Source organism: Leucobacter chromiiresistens (genome assembly GCF_900102345.1).
Taxonomy (GTDB): Bacteria; Actinomycetota; Actinomycetes; order Actinomycetales; family Microbacteriaceae; genus Leucobacter; species Leucobacter chromiiresistens.
Genome location: NZ_FNKB01000001.1, coordinates 855,586 through 872,589, shown reverse-complemented (window position 1 = coordinate 872,589; position 17,004 = coordinate 855,586). Strand labels below are relative to the sequence as shown.

The 17,004-nt window shown below is 73.2% G+C and carries 13 protein-coding genes, 1 tRNA gene and 1 riboswitch; of the genes, 11 read left to right on the top strand and 3 right to left on the bottom strand.

Translation table 11 applies throughout. The features are described 5' to 3' along the window. Positions 1 to 101: 101 nt before the first annotated feature. Complete coding sequence (locus BLT44_RS04005) at positions 102 to 2,762, bottom strand: helix-turn-helix transcriptional regulator (protein ID WP_074689951.1); 2,661 nt, start codon at positions 2,760 to 2,762, stop codon at positions 102 to 104. Positions 2,763 to 2,859: 97 nt separating this feature from the next. On the opposite strand from BLT44_RS04005, the gene BLT44_RS04000 reads away from it, so the two are divergent. The 9 genes from BLT44_RS04000 to BLT44_RS03960 all read left to right on the top strand — a co-directional run bounded on the left by BLT44_RS04000 (position 2,860) and on the right by BLT44_RS03960 (position 14,197). After that, a complete protein-coding gene (locus tag BLT44_RS04000) occupies positions 2,860 to 3,738 on the top strand; it encodes an exodeoxyribonuclease III (protein WP_010155392.1) in 879 nt (292 codons plus the stop codon). A gap of 66 nt (positions 3,739 to 3,804) precedes the next feature. Beyond that, positions 3,805 to 4,662 (top strand): exodeoxyribonuclease III, encoded by an 858-nt coding sequence (locus tag BLT44_RS03995; protein ID WP_010155393.1) that lies wholly within the window; start codon positions 3,805 to 3,807, stop codon positions 4,660 to 4,662. A gap of 62 nt (positions 4,663 to 4,724) precedes the next feature. Then, positions 4,725 to 5,732 (top strand): tryptophan--tRNA ligase, encoded by a 1,008-nt coding sequence (gene trpS / locus BLT44_RS03990; protein ID WP_010155394.1) that lies wholly within the window; start codon positions 4,725 to 4,727, stop codon positions 5,730 to 5,732. Between the two features lie 32 nt (positions 5,733 to 5,764). Beyond that, on the top strand, positions 5,765 to 7,936 hold the full coding sequence (locus tag BLT44_RS03985) for a bifunctional lysylphosphatidylglycerol flippase/synthetase MprF (protein WP_010155395.1): 2,172 nt from the start codon (positions 5,765 to 5,767) through the stop codon (positions 7,934 to 7,936). 146 nt (positions 7,937 to 8,082) lie between these two features. Then, positions 8,083 to 8,223: riboswitch (FMN riboswitch) on the top strand. 58 nt (positions 8,224 to 8,281) lie between these two features. Further along, a complete protein-coding gene (ribD, locus tag BLT44_RS03980) occupies positions 8,282 to 9,487 on the top strand; it encodes a bifunctional diaminohydroxyphosphoribosylaminopyrimidine deaminase/5-amino-6-(5-phosphoribosylamino)uracil reductase RibD (RefSeq protein ID WP_074689949.1) in 1,206 nt (401 codons plus the stop codon). Continuing rightward, the gene (locus BLT44_RS03975; protein ID WP_010155398.1) at positions 9,487 to 10,200 is read left to right on the top strand and encodes a riboflavin synthase; all 714 of its coding nucleotides are present in this window, start codon (positions 9,487 to 9,489) and stop codon (positions 10,198 to 10,200) included. Before ribD ends, BLT44_RS03975 begins: the two co-directional genes overlap by 1 nt. Further along, entirely contained in the window at positions 10,197 to 11,504 is a 1,308-nt protein-coding gene (ribA, locus tag BLT44_RS03970; protein WP_010155399.1) for a GTP cyclohydrolase II, read from the top strand. The genes BLT44_RS03975 and ribA overlap by 4 nt, the downstream gene beginning before the upstream one ends. An 87-nt stretch (positions 11,505 to 11,591) precedes the next feature. Next, positions 11,592 to 12,080, top strand: coding sequence for a 6,7-dimethyl-8-ribityllumazine synthase (gene ribH / locus BLT44_RS03965; protein WP_010155400.1), 489 nt, complete (start codon positions 11,592 to 11,594; stop codon positions 12,078 to 12,080). A 152-nt stretch (positions 12,081 to 12,232) separates the two neighbouring features. Next, entirely contained in the window at positions 12,233 to 14,197 is a 1,965-nt protein-coding gene (locus BLT44_RS03960; protein ID WP_074689947.1) for an ABC transporter ATP-binding protein, read from the top strand. Between the two features lie 9 nt (positions 14,198 to 14,206). On the opposite strand, the gene BLT44_RS03955 is transcribed toward BLT44_RS03960, so the two are convergent. Beyond that, entirely contained in the window at positions 14,207 to 15,334 is a 1,128-nt protein-coding gene (locus BLT44_RS03955; protein ID WP_010155404.1) for an acyltransferase family protein, read from the bottom strand. A gap of 40 nt (positions 15,335 to 15,374) precedes the next feature. Between BLT44_RS03955 and BLT44_RS03950 the strand changes: the two genes are divergently transcribed. Then, positions 15,375 to 15,983: an SOS response-associated peptidase family protein gene (locus tag BLT44_RS03950; RefSeq protein WP_010155405.1), complete on the top strand. Its 609-nt coding sequence runs from the start codon at positions 15,375 to 15,377 to the stop codon at positions 15,981 to 15,983. 181 nt (positions 15,984 to 16,164) lie between these two features. Beyond that, positions 16,165 to 16,827 (top strand): TetR/AcrR family transcriptional regulator, encoded by a 663-nt coding sequence (locus BLT44_RS03945; protein ID WP_010155406.1) that lies wholly within the window; start codon positions 16,165 to 16,167, stop codon positions 16,825 to 16,827. A 97-nt stretch (positions 16,828 to 16,924) separates the two neighbouring features. Here BLT44_RS03945 and BLT44_RS03940 read toward each other — a convergent pair. Beyond that, positions 16,925 to 16,996 (bottom strand) — tRNA-Thr (locus BLT44_RS03940). Between the last annotated feature and the right edge of the window lie 8 nt (positions 16,997 to 17,004).

Sequence of the window (17,004 nt, the reverse complement as noted above, 5' to 3'; positions counted from 1 at the left end):
TCTCAGGTGCGCACGGCACTTGAGAAACCCCCCGGGCCGCGCATCTTCGGTCAACCTGATCGCAGGCTACGTGCGGGTTCGCGGCGGCGGATCCGGGGGAATTACGTACTTCGCGGCGGGGTCATCGCGGTGCGATTCCGGGCCACCCACTCGCGCAGCTCGTCGCGGTTCTCGACGCCGATCTTGGCGAAGGCGTGGGAGAGATGCGTCTCGACGGTGCGCGCGGAGATGGTGAGGCGCTCGGCGATGAATCTGCTGGAGTACCCGAGCGCCGCGAGCAGCACGATCTCCCGCTCCCGGGGCGTGAGATCGGGCGCGGGCGGCATCGGCAGCCAGATGCCGAGATCGGCGAGCAGGCGGATCTCGGGCTCCTCGCCCGCCGCGGCCCGCACGCCGGCCGGCGCCCCCGACCCGGGCGCGCGAGCGATCCGCGACAGGTGCGCGAGGAGCGCGACGCCGAGCGGGCCGTCGATCTGCGCCGCCAGCCGCTCGGCGGTCGTCAGCTCACCGGCTTCGACGGCCCGCGTCTCGTACGCGCGGGCGTGCCGCGCGAGCAGCTCGATGTAGGGCAGCCGTTCGCGCGCCGCCCAGTCGGCGATCCGCGCGGCTTCGTCGGCGGCCCGCGGATCCCGCAGCCACTGCCGGGCGCGCAGCGCGAGTACCCGCCGATGCCCGCCGACGGCCATCGAGACGCCCCGCTGCGGCGACTCCGATGCGCCGATCGCGCGCATCGCGCCGTCGCGCTCCCCGAGCACCGCCAGAGCGAGCCCGAGGGCGGCCTGCACGAGCGGGGCGAGCGCGTACGGATCGCTCGACGCCAGCCGATCCGCCAGGCGCTCCCCGCTCCCCACCGCCTCCATCCACCGGCCCTCCTGCACCGCGAGCAGCACGGCTCCGACCTCGACCAGCCCCGAGTAGTGGGCCTCGGCGTGCGCATCGGCCGACGCCTCGCCGGCGAGCCCCTCGTACACGCGTCGCGCACTCTCGCGGCTTCCGCTCACCCAGTACCCGAGCAGCGTGCAGAAGCCCTGGATGTCGACGAGGTCGCTGCGGGAGTGCGGCCCGAGCCGGCTCAGCGCCCGCGCGTGCTCGGCGCTCGCCACCGCCTGCTCCACGGCGCCGCGCTGATCGAGGATGAGCGAGGCCATCGCCCGCCCCGGGGAGCGGGCCCACTCGATGCCGAGGTCCGCCGACACCTCGAGCGGCGGGCACGCCTCGGCCGCCTCCCGCAGCCGCCCGGCCTCGGCGAGCACCTGCACGCGGGCGCTGCCGACCATCGCGCGCGCCGCCGCATGACCGGTCCGGGCCTCCAGCGCGTCGAGCTCGCCCAGCGCCGCCTCCAGGTCGCCGCCGTCGCGCACCCGCTCCTGCAGCACCGTGGTGATCAGCGCGACCTCCAGCGTCGCCGCCATTGTGGCGCGCAGTGCCGCATCGGCGAGCAGCTCCGCGACGCGGTCGAGCGCCGCCCGACGGGCCGGCTCGTCGCCGAGCAGGCGCCCGATGCGCACCGCCCGCAGGGCAGCGCTCCCCGCCTGCGCCCCGTCGGCGTCGGGATGCTCGGCGGTGCTGCGCGCCAGGCGCAGCACCAGTCGCGGATCGCCGCCCCGCGCCAGCGACTCGAACGCGCGCCAGACCCACGGGAACGGCAGGCGCCGCCCCGCCGCCGTGCCGAACACGACGAGCCGGATCAGCCGTTCGGTGTCGGCCACGGGGTCGCCGCCCGCGCGATCCTCGTCGAGCACGCCGAAGATGCGGTCGTCGAGCTCGATGCGCCGCACGGGCGACATGGCGGCGCGCACCGAGGCGGCGAGCAGCGGATGGCCGAGCGTGAGCGTCGGCGCCCCCGCACGCGTCTGCGTGACCACGAGGCCCCGCTCGAAGAGGGCGGTCAGCACCCCGGCGTCGATGCTGCGCAGCAGCGCGGTCTCGAAGATGGGCTCGGCCTGCGCGATGAATTCGAGCGCCTGCCATTCGGGCTCCGTGCACGAGGCGGCGAGCAGTCGCGCGTACTCCCCCGTCACGACGTCCTCCCGCCGCGCCGCCCACGCCGTGCCGCGGCTGCGGCGCAGGTCGCCGGCCCGGTCTGCGGCGAGCGCGAGCACGGCCAGCGCGTAGGCGTTTCCGCCCGACACCGCGTGCCAGCGCGCCAGCGTATCGGCGTCGATGCGATCCACGCCCAGCATGGAGCAGAGGAAGCCCGCGCTCTCCTCCAGGTCGAGCGCCCCGATGCTGAGACGCTGCACCTGCGGGCCGCTGCCGACGCGGTCGATCGCGCTCGAGAGCTGCCGAGCCGTCGCGATGATGCGCACCGTGCGCGTGCGGGCCAGCTCGGCGAGAACGCGCAGGTCGTGCGGCGGGTACTCGTCGATGTCGGGGGCGACGAGGATCACGGGCGCCCCCGCGTCCACGCCGCCGAGGGTCGCACCGACGTCGCCGTCTGCGCCCTCGGGCGGCGGCCGGGCGGCATCGTCGGCCGAGCCCCCGGACCGCTCCGCCGCCGCGCCGCCCGGGAACACCGACGGGATGCCGCTCGCCGGGCGCGACGGCCGCGGCAGCACCTCGACCGCGCAGGCGCCCGGCAGCTCTGCGGCGAGCGCGAGCGCCGCCTGCTCCGCCAGGTACCCCTTGCCGTTGCCGGCTTCGCCGATGAGCACCGTCACCGACCCCTCGGGGCGCGCCGCCTCGACGACGTCGTGCAGCCTGCGACGCGGAACCGCGATCCGGTCTCCACGCGCTCCCGCCTGCGATCCGCGCGCCGCCATGACGCTCCCTCCGGGCCCCCGAAAGCCTCGCGGGCCTTGCCCAGATTCTGACGGGGCCGGCCGAGTTGCGCAAGCACCCGGCGGTAGGCTGAATTCCATGCGCATCGCCACCTGGAACGTCAACTCGATCCGCACTCGTTTCGGCCGCGTGGTCGACTGGCTCGTGCGCGAAGACATCGACGTGCTGGCGATGCAGGAGATCAAGTGCCGGCCCGATCGGTTTCCGATCGCCGCGTTCGAGCAGGCCGGGTACGCGGTCGAGATCCACGGCCTCAATCAGTGGAACGGCGTCGCGATCGCCAGCCGCCACGAGATGACCGACGTCGCACGCAGCTTCGCGGGAATGCCCGGATTCGGCAAGCCGGTGAAGGGCCAGGAGTCCGTGCAGGGCGTCGGCCCCAACGGCCTGCCGCTCGAGGCCCGCGCGCTCGGCGTCTCCGTCGGCGACCTCCGCCTCTGGAGCCTGTACGTGCCCAACGGCCGGTCGCTCGACGACCCGCACTTCGCATACAAACTGGAGTGGCTCGCAGCGCTCCGCGAAGACGCCCGGGCCTGGCTCGACGCCGACCCGCAGCTGCCCCTCGCCCTCATGGGCGACTGGAACATCGCCCCCCGCGAGGGCGACATGGCCGACCCGTCGTTCCGCCCCGGCGCATCCACGCACGTCTCGCCCGAGGAGCGCTCGATGTTCGCCTCGTTCGAGACCCTCGTCACCGACGTCGTGCGCCCCATCGTTCCCGAGGGGTACACCTTCTGGGACTACCAGGCGGGCAAGTTCCCGAAGAACCAGGGCATGCGCATCGACTTCATCATGGGGTCGCCCGCCTTCGCCGACGCCGTGACGGGCGCCGTCATCGACCGCGAGGAGCGCAAGGGCGATGCGCCCAGCGACCACGTTCCCGTCGTCTGCGACATCGACGTCGACCTGCTCGGCGGCACCTTCGACGATGACGACGACCGCCCGATGGTGTTCTGACGCCCGGCGTTCTCGAAAGCTCCGCCCGCTCGATGCCGTCGTTGCGGTCGCCGTAGACTGGCGGGCATGGCTGAAACCCTGCGCGTCGCATCCGTCAACGTCAACGGCATCCGGGCCGCCTTCCGGAAGGGCATGGGCGAGTGGCTCGACGCGCGAGGCGTCGACGTGCTCGCGCTGCAGGAGGTGCGGGCCGACGACGCGCACCTCACCGAGCTGCTCGGCGACGACTGGCACTTCATCCACGACCCCTGCCAGATCAAGGGTCGCGCGGGCGTCGCGATCGCGAGCCGCGTGCCCGCCACCGGGCACCGCGTCGGGCTCGGCGCGCTCGACGCGCAGGAGCGCATCCAGTCGTCGGGCCGCTGGCTCGAGGCCGACTTCGATCTCGGGGGCACCCCCCTCACGGTCGTCAGCAACTACACGCACTCCGGCGAGGTGGAGACCCCGCGCCAGGAGGCGAAGTGGGCCTTCCTCGACGCGATGGGCCAGCGCATGCGCGAGCTCGCCGAGGAGCGCGACCTCGTCGCCATCGTGGGCGACTTCAACGTCGGGCACCGCGAGCTCGACATCAAGAACTGGAAGGGCAACGTGAAGCGCGCCGGCTTCCTGCCGCGCGAGCGCGCCTACTTCGACCGCTTCTTCGGCCCGGCTGGCGAGACGGTGGTCGGCGTCGACGGCACCGAGGGGCCCGGCTACGGCTGGGTCGACGTGGGCCGCCGCTTCCACGGCGAGGTCGAGGGCCCGTACACGTGGTGGTCGAACCGCGGCCAGGCGTTCGACAACGACACCGGGTGGCGCATCGACTACCAGGTCGTCACCCCCGCACTCGCCGAGCGCGTCGCGTCGTACACCGTCGATCGCGCCGCGTCGTACGACGCACGATGGTCGGATCACGCCGCGGTCGTCGTCGACTACCGCATCTGACGCCCGACACCCCCCCTCTCTCCCCAGCACCACGCTTCGCAGCACCTCCCCCAAGGAACCCCATGAGTGAACATTCCAAGCCCGTGCTCTTCTCCGGCATGCAGCCCTCGAGCGACTCGCTGCAGCTCGGCAACTACATCGGCGCGCTCAGCCAGTGGACGCAGATGCAGGAGGACTTCGACGCCTTCTTCTGCGTCGTGAACCTGCACGCCATCACCGTTCCGCAGGATCCGGCCGAGCTGATCGCCCGCACCCGCCGCACCGCGGCCCAGTACATCGCCGCCGGCATCGACCCCGAGAAGTCGACCCTGTTCGTGCAATCGCAGGTCGCCGCGCACGCCGAACTCGCCTGGGTGCTGAACACCATCACCGGCTTCGGCGAGGCCAGCCGCATGACGCAGTTCAAGGACAAGTCGCAGAAGCAGGGGGCCGATGCGGCGTCGGTGGGCCTCTTCACGTACCCGGTGCTGATGGCCGCCGACATTCTGCTCTACCAGGCGGAGCGCGTGCCGGTCGGTGAGGATCAGCGCCAGCACGTCGAGCTCACGCGCGATCTCGCGACCCGCTTCAACTCGCGCTTCGGCGACACGTTCGTCGTGCCCGAGGCGCAGATTCCGAAGGGCACGGCGAAGATCTACGACCTGCAGGAGCCCACCGCGAAGATGTCGAAGTCGGCCGAGTCGGAGGCCGGGCTCATCAAGGTGCTCGATCCGGCGAACGTCACGAAGAAGAAGATCATGCGCGCCGTGACCGACGCCGACGGCGAGGTGCGCTTCGACCGCGAGGCGAAGCCCGGCGTCGCCAACCTGCTCACCATCTACTCCGTGCTGAGCGGCCGCACCATCGAGTCGATCGAGCAGGAGTACTCGGGCCGGGGCTACGGCGACCTGAAGAAGGGGCTCGTCGAGGTCGTCGAGGAGAGCCTCGCGCCGGTGCGCACCCGCACCGAGGAGCTGCTGGCGGATCCGGCCGAGCTCGACCGGCTGCTCGCCCGCGCCGCGGAGCGCGCCGAAGCGGTGGCGAACCGCACCCTCGACCTCGTGTACGAGCGCATCGGCCTGATCCGCTAGCCGGGCCGGGGCGCGGTGCTTAGACTGAGCGCATGACCGCCCCCGAGGCGCCGGCGCGCCCCGACGAACGCCTCCGGCATCGCCGCCCGCGCGCGAGCCGGCCGCTGCGGGTGCTGCGGGTGCTGCGCCGTATGCCGTTCACGCTGACGTTCGTGGGGGCGATGCTCGCCGTCGGCGTCGCCACGGGAACGCTGTGGCGGCCCGCCTCCGAGCAGAGCTGGTACCCGCAGGTCGCCACCGGCATCCCCTCCTTCGCCGACGGCCGATGGTGGACCGTGCTCACCTCGCCGTTCTTCGTCGATCACCCGACCGTCCTGCTCACCCTGCTCCCGCTCGTGATCGGCGGACTGGGGTGGGCGGAGTGGCGGTTCGGGTCGCTGCGCACCCTGGCACTGGCCCTCGCCGGGCACATCGTCGGGGTGCTCGGGGCCGCGGGGATCCTGCTGCTCGTGTCGCAGACGGGCTGGCACTGGGCCGTTCGGCTCACGGAGACGCTCGACGTCGGCCCGTCGTGCGCGGCTTTCGCCGCCCTCGTGTTCGCGATCGCCGCGCTGCCCGCGCCGTGGCGTCTGCGGGCGCGCATCGCGATCGGACTGTGGGTCGGCATCTCCGTGCTCTACCTCGGCGAGCTGTACGACCTCGAGCACGCCGTCGCGATGACCGCGGCGCTGATCGCGAGCGGCTGGCTCCCGGCCTTCCGGCACCCCGCGGGGCGCCCGACGCAGCGGGAGTGGCGCCTCATCGCCCTCGCGGGCCTGATCGCCATCGGCGTCATCCAGGTCCTCGATCTCATCGTTCCGTTCGACGGCCCGCTCGGTCGGAATCACCCCACCGCCTCACTCGTCGACGTCGCCGTCGACGTCGTCGTGATCGCGCTCATCGCGAACGGCATCCGCTCGGGGTATCGGGTGGCGTGGATCGCCGCCCTCGGCGTCGGGGCGTTCAACCTCGTCACCGCCGTGCTCGGCTTCGCCCTCCTCCCGGCGCTCGTCGATGCCGGTGCGGTGGAGTCGCCGAGACAGGTGTTCGCGCTCCTGCTCCCGCCTGCGGTGCTCTGGGCGGCGCTCATCGTGCTCCTCATCGTGGGCCGTGGGGCGTTCCGCGTGCCGCTCCGCCGATCGCGGCGGGCGCTCGCCGCGGATCATGTGACGCGCGACGAGCTCGTGCAGCGGCTCGAGCGCTACGGCGGGAGCACCCTGTCGTGGATGGCGACGTGGGAGCCGAACCAGAGGATCGCGAGCGGCGCCGGCGCCGTCGCGTATCAGGCGCACGCCGGCGTGGCGGTGATGCTGAGCGATCCGATCGTTCCCGAGGGCGAGCACGGCGCCGCGCTCGAGCGGTTCTCGGATGCCGCGCAGCAGGCCGGGCTCGCCCCGTGCGTCTTCTCAGCGAGCGAGGCGTCGGCCGCCGCGAGGCCCGACGGGTGGCGGTCGGTGATCGTCGCCGAGGACACCATCGTCGACCTCCCCGGTCTCGCCTTCACCGGCAAGGCGTGGGGCCCGGTGCGCACCGCCATCAATCGCGCCGCACGCGAGGAGGTCTCGTTCCGCATGGTGCGCCTCGCCGACGAGCCGTGGAACGTGCTCGCGCAGGTGCGGGCGATCTCCGAGCAGTGGGCGGGCGACAAGGGACTGCCCGAGATGCGGTTCACGCTCGGTACGGTCGAGGAGGCGCTGGATCCCGAGGTGTACGTCGGCCTCGCCGTCGACGGGGGCGGCAACCTGCACGGGGTGACGTCGTGGCTGCCGGTGTACGGGCCCGCCGCAGCCGCGGGCGACGGGGATCGGGCGGAACCGCGCATCGTCGGGTGGACGCTCGACCTCATGCGGCGGCGCGATGGCGGCTTCGGCCCGGTCATGGAGTTCCTCATCGCCTCCTCCGCGCTGCACTTCTCGCAGGCGGGCTACGCATTCGTGTCGCTGTCGGGCGCACCGCTCGTGCGGCCGGACGCCGTCGACGCGGGCCCCGTCGATCAGGTGCTCGCGCGGCTCGGCGCACTGCTCGAACCCCTGTACGGGTTCTCGTCGCTGCACCGCTTCAAGCAGAAGTTCAATCCGCGCTCCGCCCCGCTGCACCTGCTGTACCGGGACGAGGGCGACCTGCCTCGCATCGGCATCGCCCTCACGCGCGCCTATCTGCCCGACGCGTCGATGCGCGACCTCGTGGCGTCCGCCGCGGGCACGGCGAAGCGCTCCGGGCACTGACCGGGGGCGCTCGGCGCGGGGCGGCGGGTCGCGCACGGGCTGCGCGCGGGCTGCGCGCGCACTGCGCCGTGCTGCGCCGTGTTGCGCCTCCCGCGAAATCATGACGGGCGGGTGCGCGCCGGCCGCGCATCGGGGCTACGATGATGATCGTGTTCCGGGGTCGGTGTGATTCCGAACCGGCGGTCAGAGTCCGCGAGCGTCGCACCTGCGATGCTGAACCGGTGGAATTCCGGTACCGACGGTGATGGACGCCCTGCGCGTTCGAGTCCGGATGAGAGGAACGCGCGAGCTGCGGACGTCCGTGGACCCTTGCGCACCCGGCACGTGACGGAACGGCGGATCGGGATGCTCGAAGCGGGCCTCGTCGAGGACGGGATGCGTCGCGGACTCGCGATCGCGCGCCGCGGCCCGTCGAGCACGCCGAACCCGCAGGTGGGCTGCGTGCTGCTCGACGGCGAGGGGCGCATCGTCGCCGAGGGGTGGCATCGCGGCGCCGGCACCCCGCACGCTGAGGTCGACGCGCTCGCGCACCTCTCCGCGGGCTGGCGCGCGCGGGCCGACGAGCTCACCGCCGTCGTCACGCTGGAGCCCTGCAACCACACCGGTCGCACCGGGCCCTGCGCCGAGGCCCTGATCGGCGCCGGCGTCGGTGCCGTCGCGTACGCGCTCTCCGACCCCGGCGATGCGTCGTCGGGCGGCGCCGAGACGCTGCGCGCCGCCGGCGTCGAGGTGCGCGGCGGGGTGCTCGCCGACGAGGCCCGCGAGCTGCTCGGCCCATGGCTCGCGGCGCAGGCCGTGGCGCAGGCGGCGCGGCCCCGCGTGATCGTGAAGTGGGCGCAGACGCTCGACGGCAGGGCGGCCGCGAGCGACGGATCGAGCCAGTGGATCACGGGCGCAGAGGCCCGAGCCGACGTGCACCGCCGGCGCGCAGCAGCCGACGCGATCCTCGTCGGAACCGGCACGCTGCTCGCCGACGACCCGTCGCTCACCGCCCGCGACGCCGTCGGCGGGCTGCTCGTGCCCGCCGACGAGCAGCCGCTGCCCGTCGTGCTGGGCCGCCGCCCCGTGCCCGCGGCCGCCCGGGTGCGCGCGCACCCCGCGCTCGCCGCGCGGGGCCTCGCGGATCCGGTGCAGCTCCCGGGATCCGACCTCGCCGCCGATCTCGCCGCGCTCGCGGAGCGGGGCGTGCGCAGCGTCTTCGTCGAGGGCGGGCCGACCGTGGCGAGCGCGCTCATCGCGGCGGGCCTCGCCGACGAGGTGCTCGTGTACGTGGCGCCCGCGCTGCTCGGCGGCCCGCGGCTCGCGATCGGCGACCTCGGCATTGCCGGCATCGACGGCACCATCCGCCTGGGCGAGACCCGCCTGGAGCGGCTCGGCGACGACGTGCTCGTGATCGCCTCGCTCGGCCGATCCGCACCGGCCGCCCCCGCCGCTCCCGCCGCCTCGCCCCGCGGAGCCGCTCCCGCCGCCTCGCCCCGCGGAGCCGCTCCCGCCGCCCCGGCCCCCGGCTCCGCCACCCCGACCCCCGGCTCCGCCACGGAAGGATCCTGATGTTCACTGGACTCATCGAAGAAATCGGCGAGGTCGTCTCGGTCGAACCCGTCGACGACTCGCTGCGCCTCGTCATCGCGGGGCCGACCGTCACGAGCGACGCTGCGCACGGCGCCTCGATCGCGGTCTCGGGCGTATGCCTCACGGTGATCGAGCGCGGCGCCGCCCCCGACGGGCGGCCCACGTTCACGGCCGACGTCATGGCGCAGACCATCGCGATGTCCACCATCGGAGACGCGACCCCCGGCACGCGCGTGAACCTCGAACGGGCGGTGCGCGTCGACACCCGTCTCGGCGGCCACATCGTGCAGGGCCACGTCGACGGAACCGCCGAGCTCCTCTCGGCCACCCCGCACGAGGCCTGGCGCGTGCTGCGCTTCTCGCTCGACCGGCAGCTCGCACCGCTGCTCGTCGACAAGGGGTCGGTGACGCTCTCGGGCGTCTCGCTCACCGTCTCGGCGATCTCGCCCGAGTCGGAGGCCGAGCAGTGGTTCGAGGTCTCGCTCATCCCCGAGACCCTCGTCGCGACGACCCTCGGCGATCTCGCCCCCGGCGATCGCGTCAACGTCGAGACCGACATCCTCGCCCGCCACGTCGCCCGCATGCTGCGCCTCGGCGTCGCGGGCCCGGGAGCTGCGGCCGCCGTCGAGGCCGACGCCGCCGCCCTCTCCGACGCATCAGCACACCCGCACACCGAAGGACACCGCGCATGAGCACCATCGATTCCGCCGCCGACTCCCCCGCCGCCCCGCGCACGCCCGGCATCGCGACGATCGAGGAGGCGATCGAGGCGATCCGGGCGGGCCGGCCGGTGATCGTCGCCGACAACGAGGATCGCGAGAACGAGGGCGACATCATCATCTCGGCGGAGCTCGCGAGCCCCGAGTGGATCGCCTGGACGGTGCGCTGGTCGTCGGGCCTGCTGTGCGCTCCGATGACGAACGCGATCGCCGACGAGCTCGACCTGCCGATGATGGTGTCGCGCAACGAGGATGTGCGCGCCACCGCCTACACCGTCACGGTCGACGCCGCGCACGGCGTGACGACGGGCATCAGTGCGAGCGACCGGGCGACGACCCTGCGCGCGCTCGCGAACCCCGAGGCGCAGCCGACCGACGTGCGCCGTCCCGGCCACGTGCTGCCCCTGCGCGCCGTCGACGGCGGCGTTCGCGCCCGCGACGGGCACACCGAGGCGGGCGTCGAGCTCATGCGGCTCGCCGGCCTGCGCCCGGTCGCGGCGATCGCCGAGATCGTCGCCGACGACGGCGAGATGATGCGCCTGCCCGAGCTCATCGTGCTGGGCGCCCGCGAGAACGTGCCGGTCATCACCATCGAGCAGCTCATCGCCTACCTCGACGCGCACGACCCGGAGGGCGCGCCCGCCGGCCAGCAGCAGCGCCGCGGTGTGAGCCTGCGCGCCGACACCCTGCTGCCGACCGAGCACGGCGCGTTCCGCGCGATGGCGTACCGCGACCGGCGCGCCGGCGTCGACCATCTCGCGCTCGTCGCACCGCTGCCCGACGGGTCGCTCCCCACGGGCGAGGCGCTCGTGCGCGTCCACTCCGAGTGCATCACCGGCGAGGCGTTCGGCTCGTTGAAGTGCGAGTGCGGGCCGCAGCTCGATGCCGCGCTCGATCGCGTGCACGAGGCCGGCGGCGTCGTCGTCTACCTGCGCGGGCAGGAGGGCCGCGGCATCGGCCTGGCCAACAAGCTGCGCGCCTACCAGCTGCAGGAGCAGGGCGTCGACACGCTCGACGCCAACCTGCAGCTCGGCTTCCCCGCCGACGCGCGCGACTACACAGCGGCCGCCGAGATCCTCGCCGACCTCGGCATCACCCGCGTGCGGCTGCTCACCAACAACCCCGAGAAGGTGGAGCAGCTCGAGGCGCACGGCATCACCGTGACCGAGCGCGTGCCCCTGCTCGTCGGGGTCACCGAGGAGAACCTCGCCTACCTCGCCGCGAAGCGGGACCGCATGGGGCATCAGCTGCCCGATGACGTGCGCGGCAGCCGGTAGGCGCCCTGCGATCCGGCCCGCGCACCGGGCCCGTACGACCCCACGCACTGCCCTCCATCCCACGCCTCACACTCGAAGGAGCACAACATGAGCGGAGCCGGAGCCCCGGATCTCACCGTCGACGCCAGCGGATTGCGCGTCGCCATCATCGCCGGCAGCTGGCACGCCGAGATCATGGAACATCTCGTCGCGGGCGCCCAGCAGTCGATCTCGGCCGCCGGAGCCGAGCACGAGACCTTCACCGTGGCGGGCGGCTTCGAGCTGCCGCTCGCCGCGCAGACAGCGCTCGCACCGCGCGAATCGGGCGGCGGCGGGTTCGACGCCGCGGTGTGCCTCGGCATCGTGATCCGCGGCGGCACGCCGCACTTCGAGTACATCAGCTCGGCCGTGACCGACGGACTGACGCGGGTGCAGCTCGACGCCGGCAAGCCGATCGGGTTCGGCGTGCTGACCACCGACACCGAGCAGCAGGCCCTCGACCGCTCGGGCCGGCCGGGCGCTCCGGAGTCGAAGGGCCGCGAGGCCGCGGAGGCCGCCCTGCACCTCGCGGTCGCGCTGCGCCGCATCGCCGCCTAGCGCGGCCCCGCCGACCCCGCCGACCCCTCCATCACGGAGCGGGGTCACTTCGGGAGGGTGTCGCGGCTGGAGAGGGCTCCGACACGCTCCCGAAGTGACCCCGCTCGCATGAGGGCGGCGGATGGCGGCGGCGGGCGGCGTAGGCTGGACGGGTGACCGGGCCAGCAGCACCAGCAGAGCGAACCACTTCAGACGGCGCCGAATCGGCCGACCCGCCGCGCCGCGCGCCCCGCGGCCCCCGCGCCTCGCTGCGGCAGCTGATCCCGTACCTCTTCGAGCAGCGGGGCCTCCTCGCAGGGGCGTTCGCGCTCGGCCTCGTGGCCGCCGTGGCCTCCCTGGTGCAGCCGCCGCTGCTGGGCCAGATCATCACCCGGGTGCAGGCGGGCCTCCCGCTCGCGGGGCTGCTCGCGGCGCTCTCCGCGATCGTCGTCGTCGGCGCCGTGCTCAGTGGCCTGCAGCACTACCTGCTGCAGCGCATGGGCGAGGGCGTGGTGCTGACCAGCCGCAAACGGCTCATCGCCAAGATCCTGCACCTGCCGATCTCGCAGTTCGACCGCCGCCGCACCGGCGACCTCGTGTCGCGCGTCGGCAGCGACACGACGCTGCTGCGCGCCGTGCTCACCCAGGGCCTCGTCGAGGCGGCCAGCGGTCTGCTCATCTTCGTGGGCGCCCTCATCGGAATGCTCGTGATCGATCCCGCACTGTTCGGGATCACCTTCGGCGTGATCGTCGTGGCGCTCGTGGTGGTGGTCGCCGTCTCCTCGCGCATTCGGCCCGCCGTCGCCCGGGCGCAGGAGAAGGTCGGCGATCTCGCCGCGCAGGTCGACCGCTCGATCACGTCGATCCGCACCATCCGTGCGGCGGGCGCCGCCGAGCGGGAGCAGGCCGCGACCGAGCGCGACGCGACCGAGGCGTACCTGCTCGGCATCAAGGTCGCCCGCATCTCGGCGTTCATCGTGCCGGTGTCGTTCCTCGCGCTGCAGCTCTCCTTCCTCATCGTGCTCGGTCTCGGCGGCTACCGCGTCGCGACGGGGGCGATCACGATCGCCCAGCTGGTGACCTTCATCATCTTCCTCTTCTTGATGGTGACGCCCCTCGGCCAGGCGTTCGGCGCGATCTCCGCGGTCAATCAGGCGCTCGGCGCGCTCGGCCGCATCCAGGAGATCGCGCGCCTGGAGACGGAGGCGGAGCGCGACGCGGAGCGCTCCCCGATCGGCCGCCTGGTGCCGCTCGCCGAAGCGCGCGAGGAGGGCGCGCCCGCGATCGAGCTGCGCGACGTGCGCTTCACCTACCGGTCCGCGGCTCCCGAGCGGGCCGACGCGCGCGAGCTGGTGCGCGGCGGCCGCGGTGCGCGTCGCGACGCCGAGGCGGCCCCCGCGGAGATCATCGAGACGGAGGTGCTGCGCGGCGTGAGCTTCGCGGTGCCGCGCGGGGCGCGCGTCGCCCTGGTCGGCCCGTCGGGCGCGGGCAAGTCGACGATTCTGGGGCTCATCGAGCGTTTCTACGATCCCGATTCGGGTACGGTGGCGCTCCACGGCGCCGATGTGCGCGCGCTCGACCGCGGCGAGCTGCGGCGGCAGATGGGCTACGTGGAGCAGGATGCTCCGGTGCTCGCCGGCACGCTGCGGGAGAACCTGCTGCTCGCCGCTCCCGATGCGAGCGACGCCGCCTGCGAGCGGGTGCTCCGGGCGGTGAACCTGGGCGGCCTGCTCGAGCGCAGGGGCGCCTCGCCGCGCGGCGACGGCGCGGGCCTCTTGAGCGCGCTCGACATGCCGGTCGGCGAGAACGGCGTGATGCTGTCGGGCGGCGAGAAGCAGCGCCTCGCGATCGCACGTGCGCTGCTCACGGCGCCGCCGATCCTGCTGCTCGACGAGTCGACCGCGAGTCTCGACGGCGTGAACGAGCGGCTCATGCGCGAGGCGCTCGACGCCGTCTCGACGGGGCGCACCCTCGTGGTGATCGCGCATCGGCTCTCGACGGTCGTCGACTCCGACAAGATCGTCGTGCTCGACGAGGGCGGGGTCGTGGGCGAGGGCACGCACGAGGAGCTGATCGTCAGCACCCCCCTGTACCGCGAGCTCGCGCAGCATCAGCTGCTGGTGCCGGAGGATCGCTGAGCGCTCGTCTCAGGCAGCCCCGCGATCCGACTCCTGCCGCGCATCGCGGAACAGGCGATCGAGGTTGGGGGCGAGCACCCAGCGGAAGGCCCGTTCGACGGGGGCGAGTGCGAGCAGTGCGGCGAGCAGCACGCCCCCGATGACGAGGATCACGACGCCGGGTGCGCCGAGCGCGCCGACGGTCTCGATGACGCCGAGCTGGCGCAGGCCCCACACGATGGGCCCGTGCAGCAGGTAGACGGAGAGCGTGCGCGCACCCCAGTCGGTGATGACGAGTCGGCGCCGCGGCGTCACCACCAGCACCGCGAGCGTCATGGCGGCGGCGAGCAGCAGCAGCAGGGCGGTGATCGCGATGCCGCCGAGCGTCGTCTCGACCCAGTGGTGCGGCGACCAGTCTCCGATCGGTGCGTCCGAGAAGCGGCGCGCGTACCCGTCGCGCCACGTGAGCCACCCGTCGAGCAGCCACCACGAGCGCAGCTGGGGCAGCACGACGAACAGCGCGGCGACCGCCGACAGCAGCGCCCACGACGCGGCGCGCAGCCGTCGTCGTGGCGCGGTGAACCACTCGCCGTCGAGCCACCCGCGGGTTCTCGCGAGCCAACCGGCGATGAAGAAGGGGAGGAACGTGAGCGTGCGGGCCGCCGAGAACTCGGTGCCGATCACGGGGATCACCCCGCCCGCGAGCGCGATCGCGATGGAGACGAGCAGCGGGTGCCGCAGCTGCGCCAGGTACGGCAGCAGAATGCGCATGGTCACGATGGTGACGAGGTACCAGAGCGTCCACGACGGCGACACGAGGAAGGACTGCGCGGGGGTCTCGTCGACCGCGGTGAACCCGATCGCCACCCAGATGGCCTCCCACAGCACCCAGAGCACGATGAGCTGCACCGTCGCGCGAACGGTCTTCGTCGACGCGTCGGCCCGCGAGAAGTAGCCGCTCAGCGCGATGAGGGCGGGCATGTGGAAGAGGAAGACGTAGGTGTAGACGCCGTAGGCCAGCGACGTGTCGAGCCGCACGGTGGAGATCGTGTGGCCGACCACGACGAGGGCGATGAGCGCGAAGCGCGCGTTGTCCCAGAGCGCGACGCGGGGCGCGCCCGCGCGAGCGGACGTCGGTGCCGTCGTCGGAGTGCCCATTTCTGTAGCCTAGCGACGACTCGCGGCGTATTCTGACCGCATGTGCGCTTCATACGGACTCGGCGGCTCGCTGCCCCTCGACCTCGAACCGCTCAGCGAGCCGGGCAGTGCGGCGCTCGTCGACGCCTGGCTCGCGGAGCGCTCGGGCAGCGCGAAGATCACGGGCAAGAACGCTCGCAACCTGAACCCGGTGATCACCGCCGATGCCTCGGGCGAGCGCCACGTGCAGCTCGCCTGGTGGTGGCTCTGGCTCGACGCGAGCGGGCCGGTGAAGTTCTCGGCCTTCAATTCGCGCGACGACCGGTTGCTGCGCTCGTGGAAGCGCCCGTTTCAGCACCGCGCGATCCTGCCCGCGACCTGGTACGTCGAGAAGCAGGGCCGCTTCCGTCTGCCCGGCGACGAGGCGTTCGGGATCGCCGCGCTCACGTCGACCATCACGCTCGAAGACGGCTCGGAGCTCATCAGCTATTCGATGGTGACGCGCGACGCCGTGGGCGAGGCGGCGGAGGTGTGGCCGCGCATGCCGCTCGTGCTGCCGCGCGAGATGCACGCCGAGTGGCTCGACCCCGAGCGGCCGGGAGACGCGTCCCTCGTCTCGGAGGTGCAGCACGCGTCCGACGAGATCTCGCGCGAGCTGACCGCCCGCTGACGGAGCGCGGGGGCGCGCCGGGGCGCGCGCCGACCGCAATCGGGCACGCCGCAGAGCCCGCGATCGCGCACGCCGACGAGCACGTCGCGGCCCCGCCCGGCCCGCGGGTCGGTACGCTGGTGGACGGTGGGTTCGGGTGTTCGCGGGTGTTCGCGACGGTGACGCGTGGGGAAGAGGAACAATGGCGGTCGAGCGACGAGTCGCATCGCAGGATCGCGGGCGGGAGACGCAGCAGCGGATCCTCGACGGCGCAGCCCGGGTGTTCGCGAGCGCCGGGTACGGCTCGGCCAGCCTGCGGAGCATCTCCGAGGCCTCCGGGGTCTCACTCGGGGCGATCAACTTCCACTTCCGGTCGAAGGAGCAGATCGCCCGGGCCGTCATCGAGGAGCAGCACGCGCGCACCGAGGGGCTCGCGCGCGACATCGTCGCCGCCCATTCGACGACGTTCGCCCGGCTGATCCACCTGTCGTTCGCCGCGTCGGTGCAGATGCACGCCGACCCCGTCGTGCAGGCGGGAGTCGAGTTGACGCTGCAGGTCGGCGACTTCCTGGATCCGAGTGCTCGCAGCGCGGACGGGTGGGATCGCACCGTCGCCGATCAGATCGCGCTCGGGCTCGAACGCGGCGAACTCGAGAGCGACCTCGGCGCCGCGGCCCTCGCCGAGACCTTCCTCGCGTGCTTCACCGGCGCGCAGATCCGCTCGCGCGTGCGCGACGGGCGCCGGGAGCTGCTGCCCGCCGTGCGCGACCTCTGGCTGCTCATCCTGCCCGGCGTCGTCGCACCCGCGCATCGCGCCGCTGCGAGGCGCACCGTGGATGAGGCGCTCGCGGCGCACGCGGCCTGACCACCGCCTGCGGGATCGCGCCCGTTCGGAGGAGTACACCCGCTCGCGGGGGCGGCCGAGCACGAGAAAGGCCCCCGCCGAGGCGGGGGCCTGATCGAGCCGACTTCGGGATTTGAACCCGAGACCTGTTCTTTACGAGGGAACTGCTCTACCCCTGAGCTAAGTCGGCCGAGTGCG